We start from the raw sequence: 19,311 nt of genomic DNA on the forward strand, positions 1-19,311 counted from the left end.
AAGCGAAAGACGTGCCCGTACGCCCTTCGCCGCCCCGATTCATGCGCCACTCACCCTTACGCGATGCCCACTTTCCCGGCCTCGGCATTGCCCCGCGCCAGCACCGGCACCAGTGCCGCGCCGGTATGGCTGGCCGCGTTGCGCGACAAGGCCTCTGGATCGGCCGCGCCGACGATGGCGCCGCCGCCCGCGCCGCCTTCGGGGCCAAGGTCGATGATCCAGTCGGCCTCGGCAATCACGTCGAGGTCATGCTCGATCACCACCACGCTGTGCCCGCCGTCCGTGAGCCGGTGCAGCACGCGGATCAGGCGCGCCACGTCGGCCATGTGCAGGCCCACGGTGGGCTCGTCCAGCACGTACAGCGTATGCGGCGCCTTCTGGCCGCGGCGCGTGATGTCGTCGCGCACCTTGCTCAGTTCAGTCACCAGCTTGATGCGCTGAGCCTCGCCGCCGGACAGTGTTGGCGACGGCTGGCCCAGCGTCAGGTAGCCCAGGCCCACGTCCTTCATCAGTTGCAGCGGATGGGCGATGTTCGACATGGCCGAGAAGAACTCCACCGCCTCGTCGATCTCCATCGTCAGCACGTCACCGATATTCTTGCCGCGCCAGGTGACCGCCAGGGTCTCGGGGTTGAAGCGCTGGCCGTGGCAGACATCGCACGGCACCTTCACGTCCGGCAGGAAGCTCATGCCGATGGTGCGCACGCCCTGCCCTTCGCATGCCGGGCAGCGCCCGTCGCCGGTATTGAACGAGAAACGCGACGCCGTGTAGCCGCGCGCGCGCGCTTCCAGCGTATCGGCAAAGAGCCTGCGAATGGTGTCCCACACGCCGATATAGGTGGCCGGGCATGAGCGCGGCGTCTTGCCGATCGGGGTCTGGTCCACCTCCAGCACGCGGTCGATCGATTCCCAGCCGGTGACGGCGTCGCAGCCATGCCAGTTGTGCTCGACCTTGAGCGGCTTCCTGGTACTTGACTTGGCTGCCTTGGCCTCATCCTTCGCAGCATTGCGCGCGCGCCGGGTCGCCGGCGACGACAGCACCGAGCGGCCCACCGCGTCGAGCAGGTTGGTCATCAGCACATCGCGCGCCAGCGTGGACTTACCCGAACCGGACACGCCGGTAATGGCCACCAGCCGCGACAGCGGAATGCGCGCCGTCACCTTGCGCAGGTTATGCAGCGACGCGCCGTGCACGGTCAGCCATTCCGGCGGATCGGCGGGCTTGCCGGCGGCACCGGGCTTCACCTTGCGCCTGGCCTGCAGCGGATGGATGATCGGGTGCGCCAGGAACTGCCCGGTGGTGGAGTCCGGCGCCGCCGACAGGTCGGCCACGCCGCCCTGCGCCACCAGCGTGCCGCCGCGCTTGCCCGCACCGGGGCCGATATCGATGATGTGGTCGGCACGGCGGATGGTATCTTCATCATGCTCGACCACCACCAGCGTATTGCCCTTGTCGCCGAGCTTGCGCAGCGCGTCCAGCAGGATCTGGTTGTCGCGCGGATGCAGGCCGATGGTGGGCTCGTCCAGCACGTAGCAGACGCCCTGCAGGTTGCTGCCCAGCTGCGCGGCCAGGCGGATGCGCTGGGCCTCGCCGCCAGACAGGCTGGGCGCGGCACGGTCCAGGCTCAGGTAGCCCAGCCCCACTTCCTCCAGGAACTGCAGGCGGCTGCCGATCTCGCTGATGACATCGCGGGCGATCTCGGCATCGCGCCCCGTGAGGTGCAGGCCGTCGACCCAGCGGCGGGTATCGGACACGGTCCACTGCGCCACGTCGACGATGGCGTTCTCGTCGAAGGTCACCGCGCGCGCGACCAGGTTCAGGCGCGTGCCGTGGCAGTCCGGGCACGGCGTGTCGACCACGCCTTCGGGCTCCTGCTCTTCCGACGGCAGGCTCTGCTCGCGGCCGCGGTTGTCTTCCACCAGCACGGTATCGTCGAACGCCGCGCGCTGCTCGCGCGTCAGTGCCAGCCCGGTGCCCACGCAGGTGGTGCACCAGCCGTGCTTGCTGTTGTACGAGAACATGCGCGGATCCAGCTCAGGGTAGCTGGTGCCGCACACCGGGCAGGCGCGCTTGGTCGAGAACACCTTGATCTCACCCACATGCGCGGTGCCGCCGTTGTGCATGGCGTGGTGCAGGCCGTCCAGCGGCGCCAGCAGGTGCATCACGCCCTTGCCGGCCTCAAGCGTCTGCGCCAGCAGCGCGCGCAGCTCGGCCTCGTTCTCGGCCGACACCACCAGGTCGCCTACCGGCAGCTCGATGGTGTGCTCGCGGAAGCGGTCCAGCCGCGGCCACGGGTCGACCGGCAGGAATTCGCCATCGACACGCAGGTGCGTATTGCCGCGCGCCTTGGCCCACTTGGCCAGGTCGGTATAGACCCCCTTGCGGTTGACCACCAGCGGCGCCAGCAGTCCCACGTGCTGGCCGCGATGGTCGCGCAGCAGCTGGGCGGCGATGGACTCCGGGCTCTGCGAGGTCACCGGCGCGCCGTCATGCACGCAATGCTGGATGCCCAGCTTGACATACAGCAGGCGCAGGAAGTGCCAGACCTCGGAGGTGGTCGCCACCGTGCTCTTGCGGCCGCCGCGCGACAGGCGTTGCTCGATCGCCACCGTGGGTGGGATGCCGTAGACCGCATCCACCTCGGGCCGGCCCGCCGGCTGCACGATGGAACGCGCATAGGCATTGAGCGACTCCAGGTAGCGGCGCTGGCCTTCGTGGAACAGGATGTCGAAGGCCAGCGTCGACTTGCCCGATCCGGACACACCGGTGACCACGTTGAACTTGCCGTGCGGAATATCGACGTTGAGCGCCTTCAGGTTGTGCTCATGCGCATTGACGATGCGCACCACGTCCTCGCCCTCGACCTCGCGGCGCGCGCGCCGTGCCTGCAGCGCGGCCTGCAGCGGCACGCCTTCGATCTCGGCGCGCTCGGCGGCAAGCGTGCCGGCTTCGCCGAGCGCCGCGTCATAGTGGATCAGCGCCTGGCCGGTATGCGATTCGGCGCAGCGCTTCACGTCTTCCGGGGTGCCGGTGCAGACCACGCGCCCGCCGGCATCGCCGCCCTCGGGGCCAAGGTCGACCAGCCAGTCCGCGGCGCGGATCACGTCCAGGTTGTGCTCGATCACGATCAGCGAATGGCCGCCGTCCAGCAGCTTGCCGAAGGCGCGCATCAGCTTGGCGATATCGTCGAAGTGCAGGCCCGTGGTCGGCTCGTCGAACATGAACAGCCGGCGCGGGATGGCGCTGGGCCGGGTCCGCGACGGCGTGGCCTGCGCCGCTTCGGCAAGGAAGCCGGCCAGCTTCAGGCGCTGCGCCTCGCCGCCCGACAGCGTCGGCACCGGCTGGCCCAGCTTCATGTATTCCAGGCCGACATCGACGATGGGCTGCAGCACGCGCAGCACCGCGGGGTCGGCGGCAAAGCAGGCGGCCGCTTCGCTGACGGTCAGCTCCAGCACGTCGGCAATGCTCAGCAAGCGCGGCGGCTGGCCGGGCGCGGCACGCTCGATCTTCACTTCCAGCACTTCGGGGCGATAGCGGGTGCCGTCGCAGTCCGGGCAGCGCAGGTAGACATCGCTCAGGAACTGCATCTCGACATGCTCGAAGCCCGAGCCGCCGCAGGTCGGGCAACGCCCGTCGCCCGAGTTGAAGCTGAAGGTGCCCGCGGTGTAGCTGCGCTGCAGCGCCATCGGCGCCTTGGCGAAGATCTTGCGGATCTCGTCGAACGCGCCCACGTAGCTGGCCGGGTTGGAACGCGCGGTCTTGCCGATCGGCGACTGGTCGACAAAGACCACATCGTCGACCAGGTCCGCGCCGGTCAGCTTGCGGAACGCGCCCGGCGACTCGGTGGCCTTGCCGAAGTGCCGCGCCATGGCCGGATGCAGCACGTCCTGCAGCAGCGTGGACTTGCCCGAACCCGACACGCCGGTCACGCACACCAGCCGCTGCAGCGGGATCTCTACCGTGACGTCCTGCAGATTGTGCTCGGTGGCGCCTGCCAGCACGATGCGCGGCAGCGTGGCATCCACCGGCCGGCGCTGCCAGTGCGAGGCATCGGCCACGCGGCGGCGCCCGCCCAGGTATTCGCCGGTAAGCGTGCCGGCATTGCGGATATCGGCCGGCGTGCCGTCGAAGATGATATTGCCACCACGCTCGCCGGGGCCTGGGCCCATGTCGATCAGGCGGTCGGCAGCCAGCATCACGGACGGATCATGCTCCACCACCACCAGCGTGTTGCCCGCATCGCGCAGCCGGTGCATGGCCTCGACAATGCGGTTCAGGTCGCGCGGGTGCAGGCCGATGCTGGGCTCGTCCAGCACGAACAAGGTGTTGACCAGCGAGGTGCCCAGCGCCGTGGTCAGGTTGATGCGCTGCACCTCGCCGCCGGACAGCGTGCGGCTCTGGCGGTCCAGCGTCAGGTAGCCCAAACCCACGTCGCACAGGTATTTCAGGCGCGTGCGCACCTCGGCCAGCAGCAGCTTGAGGGCATCGTCCAGCATCGCGCTGGGCAGGGTCAGCTCGTCGAAGAAACGGCGGATGCGCTCGATCGGCAGCAGCATCAGGTCATGCACGGTCAGGCCGGGCAGCGCCTCCAGCCGGATGCGGTCCCAGTCCACCCCGCGCGGCAGGAAGCGGCGCGGTGGCGCCAGCACGGCGTCGGCATTGTCCTTCGAGCCCAGGCGCCACAGCAGCGACTCGGTCTTCAGGCGTGCGCCGCCGCAGGTTTCGCACGGCGTGTAGCTGCGGTACTTCGACAGCAGCACGCGGATGTGCATCTTGTAGGCCTTCGACTCCAGGTAGTTGAAGAACCGCATCACGCCGTACCAGTGCTTGTTCCACTGGCCGGTCCAGTCCGGCGAGCCATGGATGACCCAGTGGCGCTCGGCCTCGGTCATCTCCGCCCAGGGGGTGTCGCGCGGAATGCCGGCCTTGCCGGCGTAGCGCATCAGGTCGTCCTGGCACTCCTTCCAGGCCGGGGTCTGCATCGGCTTGATCGCGCCCCCGCGCAGCGTCTTGCGCGCGTCGGGGATCACCAGGCCAAGATCGACACCGATCACGCGGCCGAAGCCGCGGCAGGTCTCGCAGGCGCCGTAGGCGGAGTTGAACGAGAACAGCGCCGGCTGCGGGTCCGCATAGCGCAGGTCGCTGTCCGGGCTGTGCAGGCCGGTGGAAAAGCGCCATACGGGGCCCTCGTCGCCGTCAGCCAGCACATAGATGTTGACGCGGCCGCCGCCGCGCTTGAGCGAAGCTTCGATCGCCTCCACCACGCGCACCTTCTCGGCATTGCCGATGCGGAAGCGGTCCGCCACCACATCGAGCAGCTTGCGTGCGCCGGTGGGCGACTGCACCACGCGCTGCGCCTGCACGCGCGTATAGCCGCTGACGGACAGCCACTGCTGGACCTCCTCATCCGTGGCGGACTCGGGCAGCTCGACCGGAAAGGTCACCACGAGCCGCGCATCGTGATGCGGCTGGCCCTCGGCCGTGCGCGCCAGCAGCTCGGCGTAGATGGTTTCGGGCGAGTCATGGCGCACCGGCAGCGCGGTCTGCTTGTCGAACAGCTCCGCCGCGCGCGCGTAGAGCAGTTTCAGGTGGTCGTTCAGCTCCGTCATCGTGCCCACCGTCGAACGCGAGCTGCGCACCGGGTTGGTCTGGTCGATGGCGATGGCAGGCGGCACCCCGTCCACGCGCTCCACCTGGGGCCGGTCCATCCGGTCAAGGAACTGGCGGGCGTAGGCGCTGAAGGTCTCGACGTAGCGGCGCTGGCCTTCGGCATAGAGCGTGTCGAACACCAGGCTGGACTTGCCCGAGCCGGACGGCCCGGTCACCACGGTCATCTCGCCGGGGCGCAGGTCGAGATCGACATTCTTGAGGTTGTGCTGGCGGGCGCCGCGAATGCGGATTAGCTGCTTGCTCGACACGATTTCTCTTTTCGAATCAGGACGTTAAGGAGGTGACGGGAAGCTGCCCGACCACTGTACATCCATACAGTCTATCAGGTTGGAAAAGAATTGGTATCGATCACCTCGCCCGGAATCAGACAAGTGACGGTGCGGCGCGAGAGGCGAGCGGTTTTCATGGACGTTCGCGCCAGGCCAATGCCTGACTTTCGCTGCATTGCTATTTATCGATTACCGATATACGATATGATCCAGTCATTCAGATGTTCGGACACGGCTGAACTGTTCGCGGGCCGCTGTGTACCACGCTTCGGCAATATCCGCGCCGTGGCCGAACGCAAGCTGCGGCTGCTGCAGAGAGCGTCGACGCTGGAGTTCCTGCGCTCCCCACCGGGCAATCGCCTGCAGTTGCTGACGGGCGACCGCAAAGGCCGCTACAGCATCCGCATCAACGAACAGTGGCGAATCTGCTTCATCTGGACCCACGACGGCCCCGCGGCCGTTGAGATCATCGACTATCACTGAGGAAGACAGACATGGTTCGCTTCAAGGACGGCATGCGTCCCATCCACCCGGGCGAAATCCTGCGTGAGGATTTCCTGGTACCGCTCAACATGAGCGCCAACGCCCTGGCCCTCGCGCTGCGCGTGACCGCGGCGCGCATCAACGACATCGTCCGCGAGCAACGTGGCATCACGCCGGACACCGCCCTGCGCCTGGCGCGCTATTTTGGCGGCGATGCGCAGTCGTGGCTGAACCTGCAGCTGGACTATGACCTGAAGGTCGCGCAGCGCGACCACGGCGAGCGCATCACCGCGGAAGTGGCGCCGCGCAATGCCGCGGCGGCCGGTCAGCCGGCCGCTGAAAAGTAGAAACCGGTATTGCCGGGGCGACGCTGCCCACGCCGCCCCGGGGCCATCCCCCTATCGCATCAGCGTTTCCGCCAGCGCCCGGAAAGCACGGAACGTGATCGGATTGTTGGCCGCGTTGCCGGCCACGGGGTGCGACGCGTATCGCACGATGGTCAGCTCGGCCTTAGGGTCGATATAGATGCGCTGGCCATGGATGCCGGCGGCCTGGAACATGCCGTGGCTGTCGTGCGAGACCCACCACATGTCGCGATAGCTCCAGCCCGGCAGCACCGGCGCGCTGGCCGACCTGGCAAACTGGTCCCGGTCGCCGCCGCTGCGGATATCCGCCACGACCGAGGCCGGAATGATCTGCTTGCCGTTGAAACGCCCGTTGCCGCGGATGGTCTCGCCAAAGCGCGCGAGGTCGCGCAGCGTGGTGTTCAGCCCGCCGCCGCCCGACTCCGTGCCGATGCTGTCCACGGTGAAGTACGCATCCTGCTCCGCGCCCATCGGTTGCCAGATCCGCTCCGAGAGCAGCCTGGCCAGCGACTGGCCCGAGGCCCTGCGCACGATCCACGCCAGCACCTCGGCATTGACCGTCTTGTAGGCAAACACCGCATTGTGGTCGCCTTCCTTCTGCAGGGTCTTCAGGAAGTCGTAGAACGTCCCCGGGCCGCTGTAGCCCGCCGGGCGGGCCAGCATGCCGCCCGCACGCGCGTAGTCCCACACCTCTGCCTTGGGATTGGCATAGTCCTCGGAGTAGCGCACGCCGATGGTCATGTCCATGACCTGCCGCACCGTGGCGTCGCCATAGGCCGTGCCAGCCAGTTCGGGCAGGTAGCGCGTCACCGGTGCCGCCGGGTCGAGCTTGCCGTCGGCCGCGAGCATCGCGGCCAGCGTGCCGACGAATGACTTTGTGACCGACATGGCGATATGGGGCGTATGCCCGTCAAGCGCGCCGAAATAGCGCTCATAGATGACCTTGCCCTTGTGCATCACCAGGATGCCGTCGGTGTAGGTCAGCGCCAGCATCTCGTCGAAGGTGCGGCGGCTGCCGTCCGCATCGGTGAACTGCACCGAGCTGATATCCCGTTCCGCACGCGGCAGCGCGCTGGCCGGGCCGGCGCCGCGCCAGACGGACGCGGTCGGCACCAGTTCCCGGACATGCGAGAACAGCCAGCGATTGCGCGGAAACCTGTCGGCGCCCGGCGTATGCGTGATCAGCTTGTCCGGCGGCGGCGGGAAGCCCTGCATCCAGCCCAGGCGGTTCGGGTCGCTGTCCAGCGCGGCGACCAGGGTCGGCGCCGCGGCTGCCGGGGCGGCCGCACTCCCGGCGGTGCTGCCGGTGCTCTGGCTCCAGGCCGGCAGACTGGCCGCGCACAGCGCCATGCATGCCAGGCGGCGCCAGGGGCGCGAGGATTCCGGATAGGTCTTCAATGACATGCTGTCTCCTTGCCTTGTCTTGTTTGAGGGATTGCCGCCCGCGGGGCTAGCCCGCCTGCGCATCCGCGCCCTGCTGGTGCTCGATCAAGGCCGCGGTCAGCTTGTCGATGCAGCGGTCCAGCGTCTGCACCTCCGCTTCCGTCAGCACGGAAAGGAACATCTTCTCCAGCATGTCGCCGCGCTGGTACGTCCGTGCGACCAGTGCTTCGCCCGCCGCGGTCAGGTAAAGGTTCAACTGCCTGGCGTCGGCCTCGCCGACTTCACGGCGCAGCAGGCCCCGCTTTGCCAGCGCGGTGACCAGCTTGGAAGTCACCGTTTTCTCCAGCAACACCAGTTCGATCAGGCGCGTCAGCGTCAGGCCCGGCTCCAGCCCGGCAAAACGCAGCACACGCAACTCCCGCAGGCCGATGCCGAACTCGCGCTCGTAAAAGCCGGAGGCGGAACTCTTGGTCATTTCGCAAAGGCGGTTCAGGCGAAACGACATGAATTCCAGGATGGAATCGGTGGTGCTGGCAGTGTTGGACATGGGAACGGGTGATCAGGCGGCCAATAGATTCTATGAGCAATAGTTTCCACGAGCAACTAACCAAGGGTAAGTACGGTTCTTCGCGCGATCGCCGGGCATAAGAAAAGGCCCGCCCCAGGATTCCTGGCAGCGGGCCGGTCCAGGCAGCGCGGCGGCCGCCTGCAGCGCTCAAGCGCGATCAGTCGAGCAGGTGCCCCATGCGCGTGCGCTTGGTAGCCAGGTACTTCTCGTTCTCGGCGTTGGACGGCACGATGTGGCGCAACTGCTCGGTGACCGTGATGCCGGCCTTCTCGAGCGCTGCGGCCTTGAGCGGATTGTTGCTCATCAGGCGCACGGACTTGACGCCCCACTGGTGCAGCAGGTCGGCGGCGAAGGCGTAGTTGCGTGCGTCGATCGCCTGGCCCAGGGCCAGGTTGGCGTCGACCGTGTCGAGCCCGCCGTCTTGCAGGCGATAGGCGCGGATCTTCTCGGCCAGGCCAATGCCGCGGCCTTCATGCCCGCGCAGGTACAGCAGGATGCCGCGGCCTTCGGCGGCAATCTTTTCCATGGCGAGCTCGAGCTGCGGACCGCAGTCGCACCGGCAGGAACCGAAGACGTCGCCGGTCAGGCATTCGGAATGCATGCGGATCAGGACGCCATCGCCCGTCACATCGCCCACGCTGAGCGCCAGGTGTTCAATGCCTGAATCGGCGCCCTTGAAGGCGTGCGCCGTAAAGTCGCCGAATCGCGTCGGCAGGCGCGCCGAGTCGATCAGCTCAATTTCTGTGTCATTCATACCGGAATTCTTGGTCAAAAGGCGGGGGCGCGGCCCGGCACCGCCGACATTATGAGCGGAATTGCACCTTCGCGCTCGGATTCCCCGCCGTGGCGGGGCGGGACGGCCGTCGGCGAAGTCCTACAGCAGTACGCGCAATCCCCTTATGCAGCCGCTTCAAGCGGGTCGGTAGACTCGGTTTACAGCACATCGCCGGAGCCGTTCCAGGCGACAAAAAGCGCAGCGCGCATCACCTGACGGCGGCCCTCGGCCCCAGCAGGAGCAGGCCATGACCGGTAATCCCTTGAACGCTGAGCAAGCCAGTACCAAGATCGCAGCACTGTTCGACACCAGGTCGGCAGCCAACGACGCCGCCGAACGGGTCTGCCATGAGGCCCATCTCCGGCGCGGGCAGGTGCGGCTGGTGCATCCATACGAAGCGCACTTCGGCCGCAAGCTGGAGCCCGAGAACGACGCCATCGCGCGCACCGCGGTGCGCTCGCACCTGATGATGGGTACGCTGGGCGCGGTGATCGGGCTGGCCATTGTCGGCATCCTGCACCGGCAGGGAGTCGAGGCCGTCATGGACAGCCCGGGATTCGCAGTCGGGGCGGCCCTCTTCCTGGGCATGGTGTTCGGCATGCTGCTGGCGGGGCTGGTGACCGCACGACCGGACCATCAACTGGTGATAACGCCGGTGCGTGAGGCCGTGCAGCATGGCCGCTGGGCGCTACTGGTACATCCGACCACGCCGCAGCAATGCAACGAGGCTATGCGCGCGCTGCGCAATACCACCGCCGAGGTGCTCAGGACGGCCTGACAAGCTGCTCAGGGCTCGACCGAAGGCTCGCGCTTGAGCGTGCGCAGCACAAAGGTCGAGCGGCTGTGGCGCAGGCCAGGCAGCTTGTATAGCTTGTGCCGCAGGAACTCCTCATAGCCCAGGGTCCCCGCCACCGCGACCTTGATCAGGTAGTCATATTCGCCGGTCAGCAAGTGCGCCTCCATCACTTCAGGCAGTTCCGCCAGCGCCTTGCCGAAGCGGTACAGCATGTCGTCGTCGTGCCGCTCGAGCGTAACCTCGATCAGCACGGTATCGGGCAAGCCCAGCGCCTTCTGGTTCAGCAGCGCGGCGTAGCCTTCGATCACCCCGCTTTCTTCCAGCGCGCGCACGCGGTTCCAGCAGGGCGTGGCCGACAAGCCGACTTGCTCGGCCAGCTTCGCATTGGACAAGCGGCCATCGCGCCGCAGTTCACGCAGGATGCGCCGGTCGGTGTCGTCGAGTTTGGGCGGCTGTGCCATCACAATAGCTCACAAAAAAGAATCGTCCGTAAATTCTGCCACAAAAGGATAGTTATTCTCCAATACAAGCCATAGTGGAGAAAATATAGAAGCCAATTTTGCGCAGCGGCTGGTAAATTTACTTTATCGAACGACCTGCCGGAAACGACACATGCCAGCCGCCACCCTCCCCACCCTGCGCCTCTCGCTGCGACTCGAAACCACCGACCCGTTCGGCACCATGGAATGGGTGCTGGCCAATGCGCGCCGTACCGGCCTGGCGCCGGCGCAACTCAGCTTCGACGCCGCCCGGCAGGCCGTGCTGCATGCCACCCTGACGGCGGAGGATGCCGGCCTGCTGTGGCTGTTCCTGCGCCGCCTCGACAATGGTTTCGACGTGGAACTGCTGTTTGCCGACGTGGATGACCCGGACAGCGACGCCGTGGCCGAGCCGGCGCCGCGCGCCGCCATGCGCCGCACTGACAGTGAGCCGGCCCTGGCCCTGTCCGCGTGAACCGCGCCTAAGCAGCCTGCGGCAGCAACTCGATCCCATCGAGCTGCGCCGCGCACGTATCGCGCACGATCGAGACAAAGTCCGCCACGTAGGGCCTGCGCGCCATCGCCGCCGGCACCGTGGCATAGAGCTCGCTCCACAAGCCTCTGGCACCGATGCGCTTGGCCAGCACGTAGTCGTGGTCGACGTAGTTCTTCACCCCCCAGTTGGGCAGCGCCGCCACGCCGCGGCGGCTGGCTACCAGCTGCAGCACCGCTACCGTCAGTTCCGCCGTGCGCCGTTCCAGGTGGATGCCCGCGGGCTCCAGCACCTCGCGGATCAGGTCGATGCGCTGCTCTGGCACCGGATAAGTAATCAGCGTTTCGCCGGCCAGGTCCCCGGCTTCGATGCGGCGCTTGTTGCGCAGCCGGTGTTCATTGGCGATCACCGCCAGGATCTCGAAGCGGAACAGCGGCGCCACCTCCAGCCCGCGTCGGGCCGCCGGCTGCGAGCCGATCACCATGTCGGCGCGGCCGTCGCTGAGCAGCGCGATCGGGTCGGCGTGGAAGCCCGCCACCAGGTCCACCTCCACCTCCGGCCAGCGGCGGCGGAACTCATCCATCACCGGCATCAGCCAGTCAAAGCAGGTATGGCATTCCAGCACCACGCGCAGCTCGCCGCGGGTGTCGCCCTTGAGCCGTTCGATATCGCGGTCGGCCGCGCTGACCGCGGCCAGCACCTCGCGCGCCAGCGCCAGCAGGCGTTCGCCCGCCGGCGTGAAGCGCAGCCCCTGGCGCGTGCGGTCGAACAGCGGCAGGCCGTAGTGCGATTCGATCGCCTTGATCTGGTGCGACAGCGCTGACTGGCTGACATGCACGCGCTCGGCCGCGGTGGCCAGCTTGCCGGACTCGGCAATCGCCACCAGCGAGCGCAAATGGCGGACTTCGATCATGCGGCGCCCCCAACCTGTTGCCCGCCTATCTTGATATGAAACTCATTCATATGTTGTTTAAAACTTGTCGCTTGATTCATTTTACGGGCAAACCGACACTGTGCGCCAGACATCTTCCGGAGCAACCTCCATGGCACGCACCCATATCCTCGGCTTTCCCCGCATCGGCGAACGCCGCGAACTGAAATTTGCGCAAGAAGCGTTCTGGCGCGGCGATCGCACCGAAGCCGAGCTGCGCGACGTGGCCGCGCAACTGCGCCGCCGCCACTGGCAGCTGCAGGCCGACCGCGGCCTGGACACGGTCGCCACCGGCGACTTCGCCTACTACGACCAGATGCTGAGCCTGACCGCGCTGCTGGGCGCGCTGCCGCGCCGCTTCGGCTTCGATCCGGCCCGGCTCACGCTGACGCAGTACTTCGAGCTGGCACGCGGCAACCGCGAGCAGCCGGCCATGGAAATGACCAAGTGGTTCGACACCAACTACCACTACCTGGTCCCCGAGCTGGACGCCGAGACCACTTTCGACGGCGGCCCGGCCTGGTTCTTCGAGGAAGCCGATGAGGCGCTGGCGCTTGGCCTGCGCGCCCGCCCGGTGCTGATCGGGCCGGTCACCTACCTGTGGCTGTCCAAGAGCCATGTGGCGGGCTTCGACCACCTGACCCTGCTGCCGCAACTGCTGCAGGGCTATCGCCGCATCCTCGGCCAGCTCAAGGCGCGCGGCATCGAATGGGTGCAGATCGACGAGCCGGCCTTGTGCCTGGAGCTGGAGCCGGCCTGGCTCGACGCATTCGACACCGCCTACGCTGCCTTGCGCGAAGCCGGCCCCAAGCTGCTGCTGGCCACCTATTTCGACACCGCCGCCGACCATGCGCAGCGCGCCGCCGCCCTGCCGGTCGATGGCTTCCATATCGACCTGGTGCGGGCGCCGGAACAACTGGCCGCATGGCAGGCCGCGCTGCCCGCGCACGCCGTGCTGTCGCTGGGCGTGATCGACGGCCGCAATATCTGGCGCACCGACCTGCGCCGCGTGCTGGACACGCTGCGCCCGGTGCAGGCCGCGCTGGGCGAGCGCCTGTGGCTGGCACCGTCGTGCTCGCTGCTGCATGTGCCGGTGTCGCTCGCGCATGAAGTGCGCCTCGATGCCGAGCTGAAGTCGTGGCTCGCCTTCGCCACCGAAAAGCTCGACGAGCTGTCCGTGCTGGCCCGCGCGTTGAATCAAGGCGACGCCGTGGTCGCCGAAGCGCTGGCAGCATCCGACGCCGCGCAGGCCTCGCGCCGCGCCTCGCGCCGGGTGGTCAACCCGCGGGTGCAGCAGCGGCTGGCAGCCGTGAGCGCCGGCATGGCCGACCGCGCCAGCCCCTTTGCCGAGCGCATCGAGCGCCAGCGCCAGGCGCTGCAGCTGCCGCTGTTGCCGACCACCACGATCGGCTCGTTCCCGCAGACCGCCGCCATCCGCCAGACCCGCGCCGCGTTCAAGCGCGGCGAGATCGGCGCGCTCGAATACCTGGAGCGCATCCGTGCCGAGATCGCCGTGGCCGTGCGCAAGCAGGAAGCACTGGGCCTGGACGTGCTGGTGCACGGCGAAGCCGAGCGCAACGACATGGTCGAGTACTTCGGCGAGCAACTGTGCGGCTACGGCTTTACCGAGAACGGCTGGGTGCAGAGCTATGGCTCGCGCTGCGTCAAGCCGCCGGTGATCTACGGCGACGTGTACCGGCCCGAGCCGATGACGGTCGATACCGCCCGCTATGCGCAATCGCTGACCGAGCGGCCGATGAAGGGCATGCTCACCGGCCCCATCACCATGCTGCAGTGGTCCTTCGTGCGCGACGACCAGCCACGTGCCACCACCGCGCGCCAGCTGGCCCTGGCCATCCGCGACGAAGTGTGCGACCTGGAGCAGGCCGGCATCCGCGTGATCCAGATCGACGAACCCGCGCTGCGTGAAGGCCTGCCGCTGCGCCGTGCCGACTGGGATGCCTACCTGGACTGGGCCGTCACCGCCTTCCGCCTGTCGGCCAGCGGCGTGCAGGACCAGACCCAGATCCACACGCATATGTGCTATGCCGAGTTCAACGATATCCTGCCCGCCATCGCGGCCATGGACGCGGACGTGATCACCATCGAGACCTCGCGCTCGGCAATGGAACTGCTGGAAGGCTTCGGCGACTTCGACTACCCGAACGAGATCGGGCCGGGCGTCTACGACATCCACTCGCCGCGCGTGCCGTCGGTGCAGGCCATGGAGCGGCTGCTCGACCGCGCCTGCGAGGTGGTGCCGCCGCAGCGGCTGTGGGTCAACCCGGACTGCGGCCTGAAGACGCGCGGCTGGGAGGAGACCGAAGCAGCGCTGGCCAATATGGTCAGCGCGGCCCGCGCGCTGCGCGCACGGCTGTCGGCGCGAGGCGCAACGACATGGAAGCGCGTCAGCAAGCCTGCAGGCGCCACCGGTGCGGCAGTGCCCCACGCCAGCGGCGCCTGCACGGCTTGCGCCACGCACGCGCACTGAGACGGCGCAGCGGCAATTGCGCTGGCAAGAAATGACAAAGGCCGCATGCCCTGGCAGGCATGCGGCCTTTGTCCTTGCTCGCGGCCTCGTCAGTCCACCTGCATCACCGCCGGCGGCATCCAGGTGCCGTCCAGCAGCACCTGCTCCGGCCAGTACGCGCGCAGCATCATGTTCAGGCCATCGGGCGGCGCCGGCAGCCAGTTCGCTGCCTTGGCGCCGGCCGGGCGCTCGTGCTGGATATAGATATCGAGCGAGCCGTCGCGGTTGTAGCGCAGGCGGTCGCGGCTGCCCACGGCGTAGCGCTGGATCGGGTTGGGAATGAACGCCTGCCGGTCGTTGTACAGCGTCAGCGACCAGAACGCGCGCGCCGGCGGCAACTGGTCCTTGTCGAAATGCAGCACATAGCGCGCCCCGCCCTGCAGCGGCTTGCCGTTGGCATCCGTGCGGGTGGAGGCATAGATCGCGTCTTCGGGCAGGTTGGCACCCAGGCCCACCCACGCGGTCACCGCGCGGCGGCCGTAGCTGGTGCCATAGGTGCCCAGGTCGCGATGCATGACCCAGCCGTTGCCGGCATCGGCATTGCCCTTGCGCGCACCCTGCACGATCGCAGCCAGCGCAGCGGTGGCTCCCTCCTGCACCGCGCGCGCGGTGGAGGGCTCCATCACCGTGGTCTTGAACGGCACCCCCGGGGTGATGCCCATGCGGCGGAGCTTGTCGACCATGGCGGCATCGGCGGGCGCCGGCGGATTGGCCGGCAGCAAGGCGGCAAAGCGCGTGAAGAAAGCCTGTGCATCCATTGCCGCCACCTGCTCCACGGGCGAGCTTTCAGGGTCGATGGCCGTGGGCCGCGGCGCGGCCTTCTCCGCCACGCGCCGCCCGCCACCCCAGGCCGACAGCGGCGTCAGCCGGTACTGGTCCTGCAGCCGGTGCACCGCCGGGAAGTCCTGCTTGCCATTGGCCTGCGTACGGCCGATCAGCCAGACCATCGACGTGGGCGAGCGGATCTCCTGCATGCCCTTGGGCAGCGTGCCGCGCCAGTCAGGCCCGGTGATGGCGAAGTTGCCGCGGCGGGTGCCGGTGGTGCGCTTGCCCGGCGACGCGAACACATTGGTCCACGCATCCATCAGCGGCATCAGGTAGTAGCGCCCGTGCGTATCGGGCACCGACAGGATGACCGGCTCCCTGGACAGGTCGAGCCAGGCCGACGAATACAGCGTGTCGGCGTTGGGGCTGACCACGTCGGTGAAGCTGGCGTCCGGGAAGGTGCGCTTGTGGTGGAAGGTATTGACCGGCGTGCGCAGCGTCATCAGCTCGCGCGTCACGTCCATCAGCACCATCGGATAGGCGAAGGTGAAGACCTCGGCGGACAAGGCCTTCATGGCCTGGTCGGACGGCGGTTGCTCGGCGACTGCCGGGCTGGTTCCGTGATCCGGCGCGGACGCACAGCCGGACAGCATGACGGCGAGCGTGACCGCGCTCGCCAGTTGACGCAAGGATGGCTTCATGACCCCGTTTTCCCAATGTTTTTGCGGCTTTTCGGGTGTTGCGGCTATGACTGCCGGCATGTCTTCCCGAAGGCGCATCTATTCCGTGCGCATCTTGTCCCGCGCGCCGGTGACCTGTCAATTCCTCTGAAGCCGGGAAGCGAGGGCAAGCGCACCGAACGCCGGCGGCATCGGTCAGGGGTGAATCATAAAGCACTATCAGGGGTGATGAAAGCCGCACGCATGGGTGGGCCTTTCCGCCTCAAAGCCTCAGCGCGTCAGGAAATCCAGCACCACCTTGCTGAACGCCTCGGCCTGCTCCAGGTTGGAGATATGTGCGGCCTCCAGCTCGACATAGTGGGCGCCCGGGATCGTCTGCGCCAGGAACACGCCATCGCGCGGCGGCGTGGGCAGGTCGCCTGAACCCGCGACGACCAGCGTCGGCGTGGCGATCCTTTCGATTTGCGCGCGCAGGTCGGCATCGCGCACGGCCAGGCAGTTGGCCGCATAGCCCGCGGCCGGGGTGGCCCCGAGCATGGCGCGCAGCGATGCCACCAGCCCCGGATGCGCGGCCGCGTACGGCGGGGTGAGCCATTTGTCGACCACCGCGGCCGCGATCGATGCCACGCCGTCGCGCCCGACCGCAGCGGCGCGGTTGGTCCAGTTCTCCGGCGGGCCGATATAGGCGGCGGTATTGCACAACACCAGCTTGCGCAGGCGCGGGCCATGGTTCAGGGCCAGCCACATGCCAGTGATGCCACCCATCGACAAACCGCAGAAACTGGCCTGGCCGATGCCAAGGCGATCGAGCAGCGCGATCACGTCGCCGCCGAGCTGCGCGATGCTGTACGGACCCGCCGGCACCGACGACTCGCCATGGCCGCGCGTGTCATAGCGCAGCACGCGGAAGTGCTGGCTGAAGGCCGCCACCTGCGGCTCCCACATGCTGAAGCTGGTGCCCAGCGAATTGGACAGCACCAGCACCGGCAAGTGCTCGGCGCCATCGAGGCGGTAATGCAGTCGGACGTTGGCGAGGTCGGCGTATGGCATGGCGTTTGGCTCAGGATCAGGGGGCTGGGTGGCGGGCGCTCAGTTCGGCGCGATGGCCGAACCGTGTTGCGCCAGCGGCGTGACCTTGATCTCCATGTACGGGTACAGCGGCAGCGTGGTCAGCAGCGTGTGCAGTTCGTCGTTGTCGCCGACATCGAAGATGCTGACGTTGGCGTACTGGCCCACCACGCGCCACAGGTGGCGCCACTTGCCTTCGCGCTGCAGGCGCTGCGACATGGCCTTCTCGTCGGCCTTGAGCTGCTCCACCAGTTGTGGATCGAGCGATGCGGGAATCTTGACGGTCATTTCGGCCATGAACAACATGGGGTCTCCTTGTCTGGGGGTACGGTGGGATGGAGGCAGCGCGGGCTGCCTCGTCAAAGATGGCGCACGCCGTCGAGATAGGCCTTGCGCCAGCGCACGATGCGCACCTCGGCAAACAAACCCGCCTCGGTGAACGGATCGGCGTCGATGAATTGCTGTGCCGCGTCGCGGGTGTCGACATCGACGATATAGATGCCGCCGCCGGCATCCGAGCCATCGTCGTTGAGCTTGGCGCCGCAAGCCAGCAGCAGCGCCTTGTTGGCTTCCAGGTAATCCAGGTGGCTGGCGCGGGTGGCCTGGCGCACGTGCTGGAGATTGGGCTTGTCGACGGTTTCGATCAGGTACGGCATGGCAGTCCTCCTGTCAGCGGCGCGCTGGCCGCGGGTCAATGTCAGGCAATCTGCGCGCCCCACAGCAGCAGCGCGGCAATGTAGATCAGGCCCACCCAGAACATCATGATCACGGTGTAGCCCATCACGTCCTTCAGGTTCAGCCTGGACAGCGCCAGCGCCGGCAATATCCAGAACGGCTGCACCAGGTCGTTCCAGGCATTGCCGAGCATCACCGACATCGAGGTCTGGCTGACCGAGCTGTTGATGGCCTTGGCCGCATCGACCATGAACGGGCCCTGGATCATCCAGTGGCCGCCGCCCGACGGCGCGAAGAAGTTGATCACGAACGAGCTGAGCAGCCCCCAGAACGGCAGCGTCTGCGGTGTGGCGATCTCCACGAACACGCGCGAGATGGTATCCACCAGCCCCGAGCCGGCCATGATCGCCATGATGCCTGCATAGAACGGATACTGCAGGATGATGCCGGAAATGGTCTTGATGCCTTCGTTCAGCTTGGCCACGTAGTTGACCGGCGTGCCCAGCAGCAGCACGCCCGCGAACAGGATCAGGAAGTTGATCAGGTTCAGGTCGAGCGAGCCGCCCTGCGTGAAGTAGATGACCGCGTAGGCCATGCCGCACAGGCCGATGGCCAGGCTCAGGATACGGCTGTTGTTCAGGCGCGCGGCCAGGGTGTTCTCGCCGCCCATGCTGTGGGCCGAGCCGGCCTCGGCCTTGGCGGGTTCCTGGTCGCGGCGGATCTCCACCACATCGGCCGGGTTGCGCGGATGCAGCCAGGCATTGAGCAGCGGCAGCGTGACGATCACCGCCAGGCTGGTCAGCAGCATCGGCGTGGAGAAGATGGTTTCAGACAGCGGGATCACGCCCATCAGCTTTTCCATCGGGTGGCCCGGGGTGGAGATCAGCACCGGGATGCTGGCCGACAGGCCCAGCCCGTACAGGGTGAAGCCGCTGTACGCGGCGGCGATGATGAGCGGGTAATGCACGCCACGGACCTTCAGCGCCAGCTTCCTGGCGATGATGCCGCCGATCACCAGCCCGAAGCCCCAGTTCAGGTAGCTGCCGATGCCGCCCACCAGCGTGGCGACGATCACCGCGGTGCGCGGCGAGTGCACGGCGCTGACGATGCGGTCGAGCATGCGGTCAGTGAACGGCGCGGTGGCCAGCACGTAGCCCATCGCCAGGATCACCGCCATCTGCGTGGTAAATGCCAGCAGGTTCCAGAACCCCTTGTCCCAGCTGGCGATCACGGCCGGCGCTGCCTGCCCTTGCACCGTCACCGCCAGCGCCATCGTCAGCAAGGTCAGGCCGATGGCAAATACGAAGGGATCCGGCAGGTACCGGCGCATGAGTTCGGTGAAGAACCCGGCAATCTTGCTCATAGCTTCCTTGTCTCCAGT

General features: G+C 67.3%; 16 protein-coding genes. 5 read left to right on the forward strand and 11 right to left on the reverse strand.

Features of this window, described 5'->3' with window-relative positions; genetic code table 11:
• Nucleotides 1–56 precede the first annotated feature (56 nt).
• On the reverse strand, nucleotides 57–5,918 hold the full coding sequence (gene uvrA / locus AC3WLF_RS02515) for an excinuclease ABC subunit UvrA (protein WP_492316883.1): 5,862 nt from the start codon (nucleotides 5,916–5,918) through the stop codon (nucleotides 57–59).
• 225 nt (nucleotides 5,919–6,143) lie between these two features.
• On the opposite strand from uvrA, the gene AC3WLF_RS02520 reads away from it, so the two are divergent.
• Together AC3WLF_RS02520 and AC3WLF_RS02525 are read left to right on the forward strand one after the other, a co-directional pair.
• A complete protein-coding gene (locus AC3WLF_RS02520; protein WP_035815279.1) occupies nucleotides 6,144–6,422 on the forward strand; it encodes a type II toxin-antitoxin system RelE/ParE family toxin in 279 nt (92 codons plus the stop codon).
• Between the two features lie 11 nt (nucleotides 6,423–6,433).
• Nucleotides 6,434–6,769, forward strand: coding sequence for a HigA family addiction module antitoxin (locus AC3WLF_RS02525; RefSeq protein WP_492316882.1), 336 nt, complete (start codon nucleotides 6,434–6,436; stop codon nucleotides 6,767–6,769).
• A 51-nt stretch (nucleotides 6,770–6,820) separates the two neighbouring features.
• Here the strand turns inward: AC3WLF_RS02525 and AC3WLF_RS02530 are convergent, their stop codons facing one another.
• The 3 genes from AC3WLF_RS02530 to ribA all read right to left on the reverse strand — a co-directional run bounded on the left by AC3WLF_RS02530 (nucleotide 6,821) and on the right by ribA (nucleotide 9,492).
• The gene (locus tag AC3WLF_RS02530; RefSeq protein ID WP_492316881.1) at nucleotides 6,821–8,191 is read right to left on the reverse strand and encodes a serine hydrolase domain-containing protein; all 1,371 of its coding nucleotides are present in this window, start codon (nucleotides 8,189–8,191) and stop codon (nucleotides 6,821–6,823) included.
• A gap of 46 nt (nucleotides 8,192–8,237) precedes the next feature.
• Entirely contained in the window at nucleotides 8,238–8,717 is a 480-nt protein-coding gene (locus AC3WLF_RS02535) for a MarR family winged helix-turn-helix transcriptional regulator (protein ID WP_010814561.1), read from the reverse strand.
• 178 nt (nucleotides 8,718–8,895) lie between these two features.
• Nucleotides 8,896–9,492, reverse strand: a complete 597-nt coding sequence (ribA, locus tag AC3WLF_RS02540; RefSeq protein ID WP_010814562.1) for a GTP cyclohydrolase II — start codon at nucleotides 9,490–9,492, stop codon at nucleotides 8,896–8,898.
• Between the two features lie 268 nt (nucleotides 9,493–9,760).
• On the opposite strand from ribA, the gene AC3WLF_RS02545 reads away from it, so the two are divergent.
• Entirely contained in the window at nucleotides 9,761–10,291 is a 531-nt protein-coding gene (locus AC3WLF_RS02545) for a riboflavin biosynthesis protein RibA (RefSeq protein ID WP_492351049.1), read from the forward strand.
• Between the two features lie 8 nt (nucleotides 10,292–10,299).
• On the opposite strand, the gene AC3WLF_RS02550 is transcribed toward AC3WLF_RS02545, so the two are convergent.
• Entirely contained in the window at nucleotides 10,300–10,770 is a 471-nt protein-coding gene (locus tag AC3WLF_RS02550) for an Lrp/AsnC family transcriptional regulator (protein ID WP_492355722.1), read from the reverse strand.
• A 151-nt stretch (nucleotides 10,771–10,921) separates the two neighbouring features.
• Between AC3WLF_RS02550 and AC3WLF_RS02555 the strand changes: the two genes are divergently transcribed.
• Complete coding sequence (locus AC3WLF_RS02555; protein ID WP_492351047.1) at nucleotides 10,922–11,263, forward strand: AsnC family transcriptional regulator; 342 nt, start codon at nucleotides 10,922–10,924, stop codon at nucleotides 11,261–11,263.
• 7 nt (nucleotides 11,264–11,270) lie between these two features.
• Here the strand turns inward: AC3WLF_RS02555 and AC3WLF_RS02560 are convergent, their stop codons facing one another.
• Complete coding sequence (locus tag AC3WLF_RS02560) at nucleotides 11,271–12,194, reverse strand: LysR family transcriptional regulator (RefSeq protein ID WP_010814566.1); 924 nt, start codon at nucleotides 12,192–12,194, stop codon at nucleotides 11,271–11,273.
• A 130-nt stretch (nucleotides 12,195–12,324) separates the two neighbouring features.
• On the opposite strand from AC3WLF_RS02560, the gene metE reads away from it, so the two are divergent.
• Nucleotides 12,325–14,703 (forward strand): 5-methyltetrahydropteroyltriglutamate--homocysteine S-methyltransferase, encoded by a 2,379-nt coding sequence (gene metE / locus AC3WLF_RS02565; protein WP_492357776.1) that lies wholly within the window; start codon nucleotides 12,325–12,327, stop codon nucleotides 14,701–14,703.
• A gap of 89 nt (nucleotides 14,704–14,792) precedes the next feature.
• Here the strand turns inward: metE and AC3WLF_RS02570 are convergent, their stop codons facing one another.
• From AC3WLF_RS02570 to AC3WLF_RS02590, 5 genes are all read right to left on the reverse strand, one after another.
• Complete coding sequence (locus tag AC3WLF_RS02570; RefSeq protein ID WP_492355720.1) at nucleotides 14,793–16,208, reverse strand: DUF1254 domain-containing protein; 1,416 nt, start codon at nucleotides 16,206–16,208, stop codon at nucleotides 14,793–14,795.
• Nucleotides 16,209–16,457: 249 nt separating this feature from the next.
• Nucleotides 16,458–17,237 carry a 3-oxoadipate enol-lactonase gene (gene pcaD, locus AC3WLF_RS02575; RefSeq protein ID WP_492357777.1) on the reverse strand — a complete coding sequence of 260 codons (780 nt, stop codon included), beginning with the start codon at nucleotides 17,235–17,237 and terminating at the stop codon, nucleotides 16,458–16,460.
• Between the two features lie 39 nt (nucleotides 17,238–17,276).
• Complete coding sequence (catC, locus tag AC3WLF_RS02580) at nucleotides 17,277–17,561, reverse strand: muconolactone Delta-isomerase (protein ID WP_013953231.1); 285 nt, start codon at nucleotides 17,559–17,561, stop codon at nucleotides 17,277–17,279.
• A gap of 53 nt (nucleotides 17,562–17,614) precedes the next feature.
• Nucleotides 17,615–17,911, reverse strand: coding sequence for a YciI family protein (locus AC3WLF_RS02585; RefSeq protein ID WP_492316874.1), 297 nt, complete (start codon nucleotides 17,909–17,911; stop codon nucleotides 17,615–17,617).
• Between the two features lie 41 nt (nucleotides 17,912–17,952).
• The gene (locus tag AC3WLF_RS02590; RefSeq protein WP_492357778.1) at nucleotides 17,953–19,293 is read right to left on the reverse strand and encodes a short-chain fatty acid transporter; all 1,341 of its coding nucleotides are present in this window, start codon (nucleotides 19,291–19,293) and stop codon (nucleotides 17,953–17,955) included.
• Between the last annotated feature and the right edge of the window lie 18 nt (nucleotides 19,294–19,311).

Source organism: Cupriavidus sp. FW306-01-F10A (genome assembly GCF_058782785.1).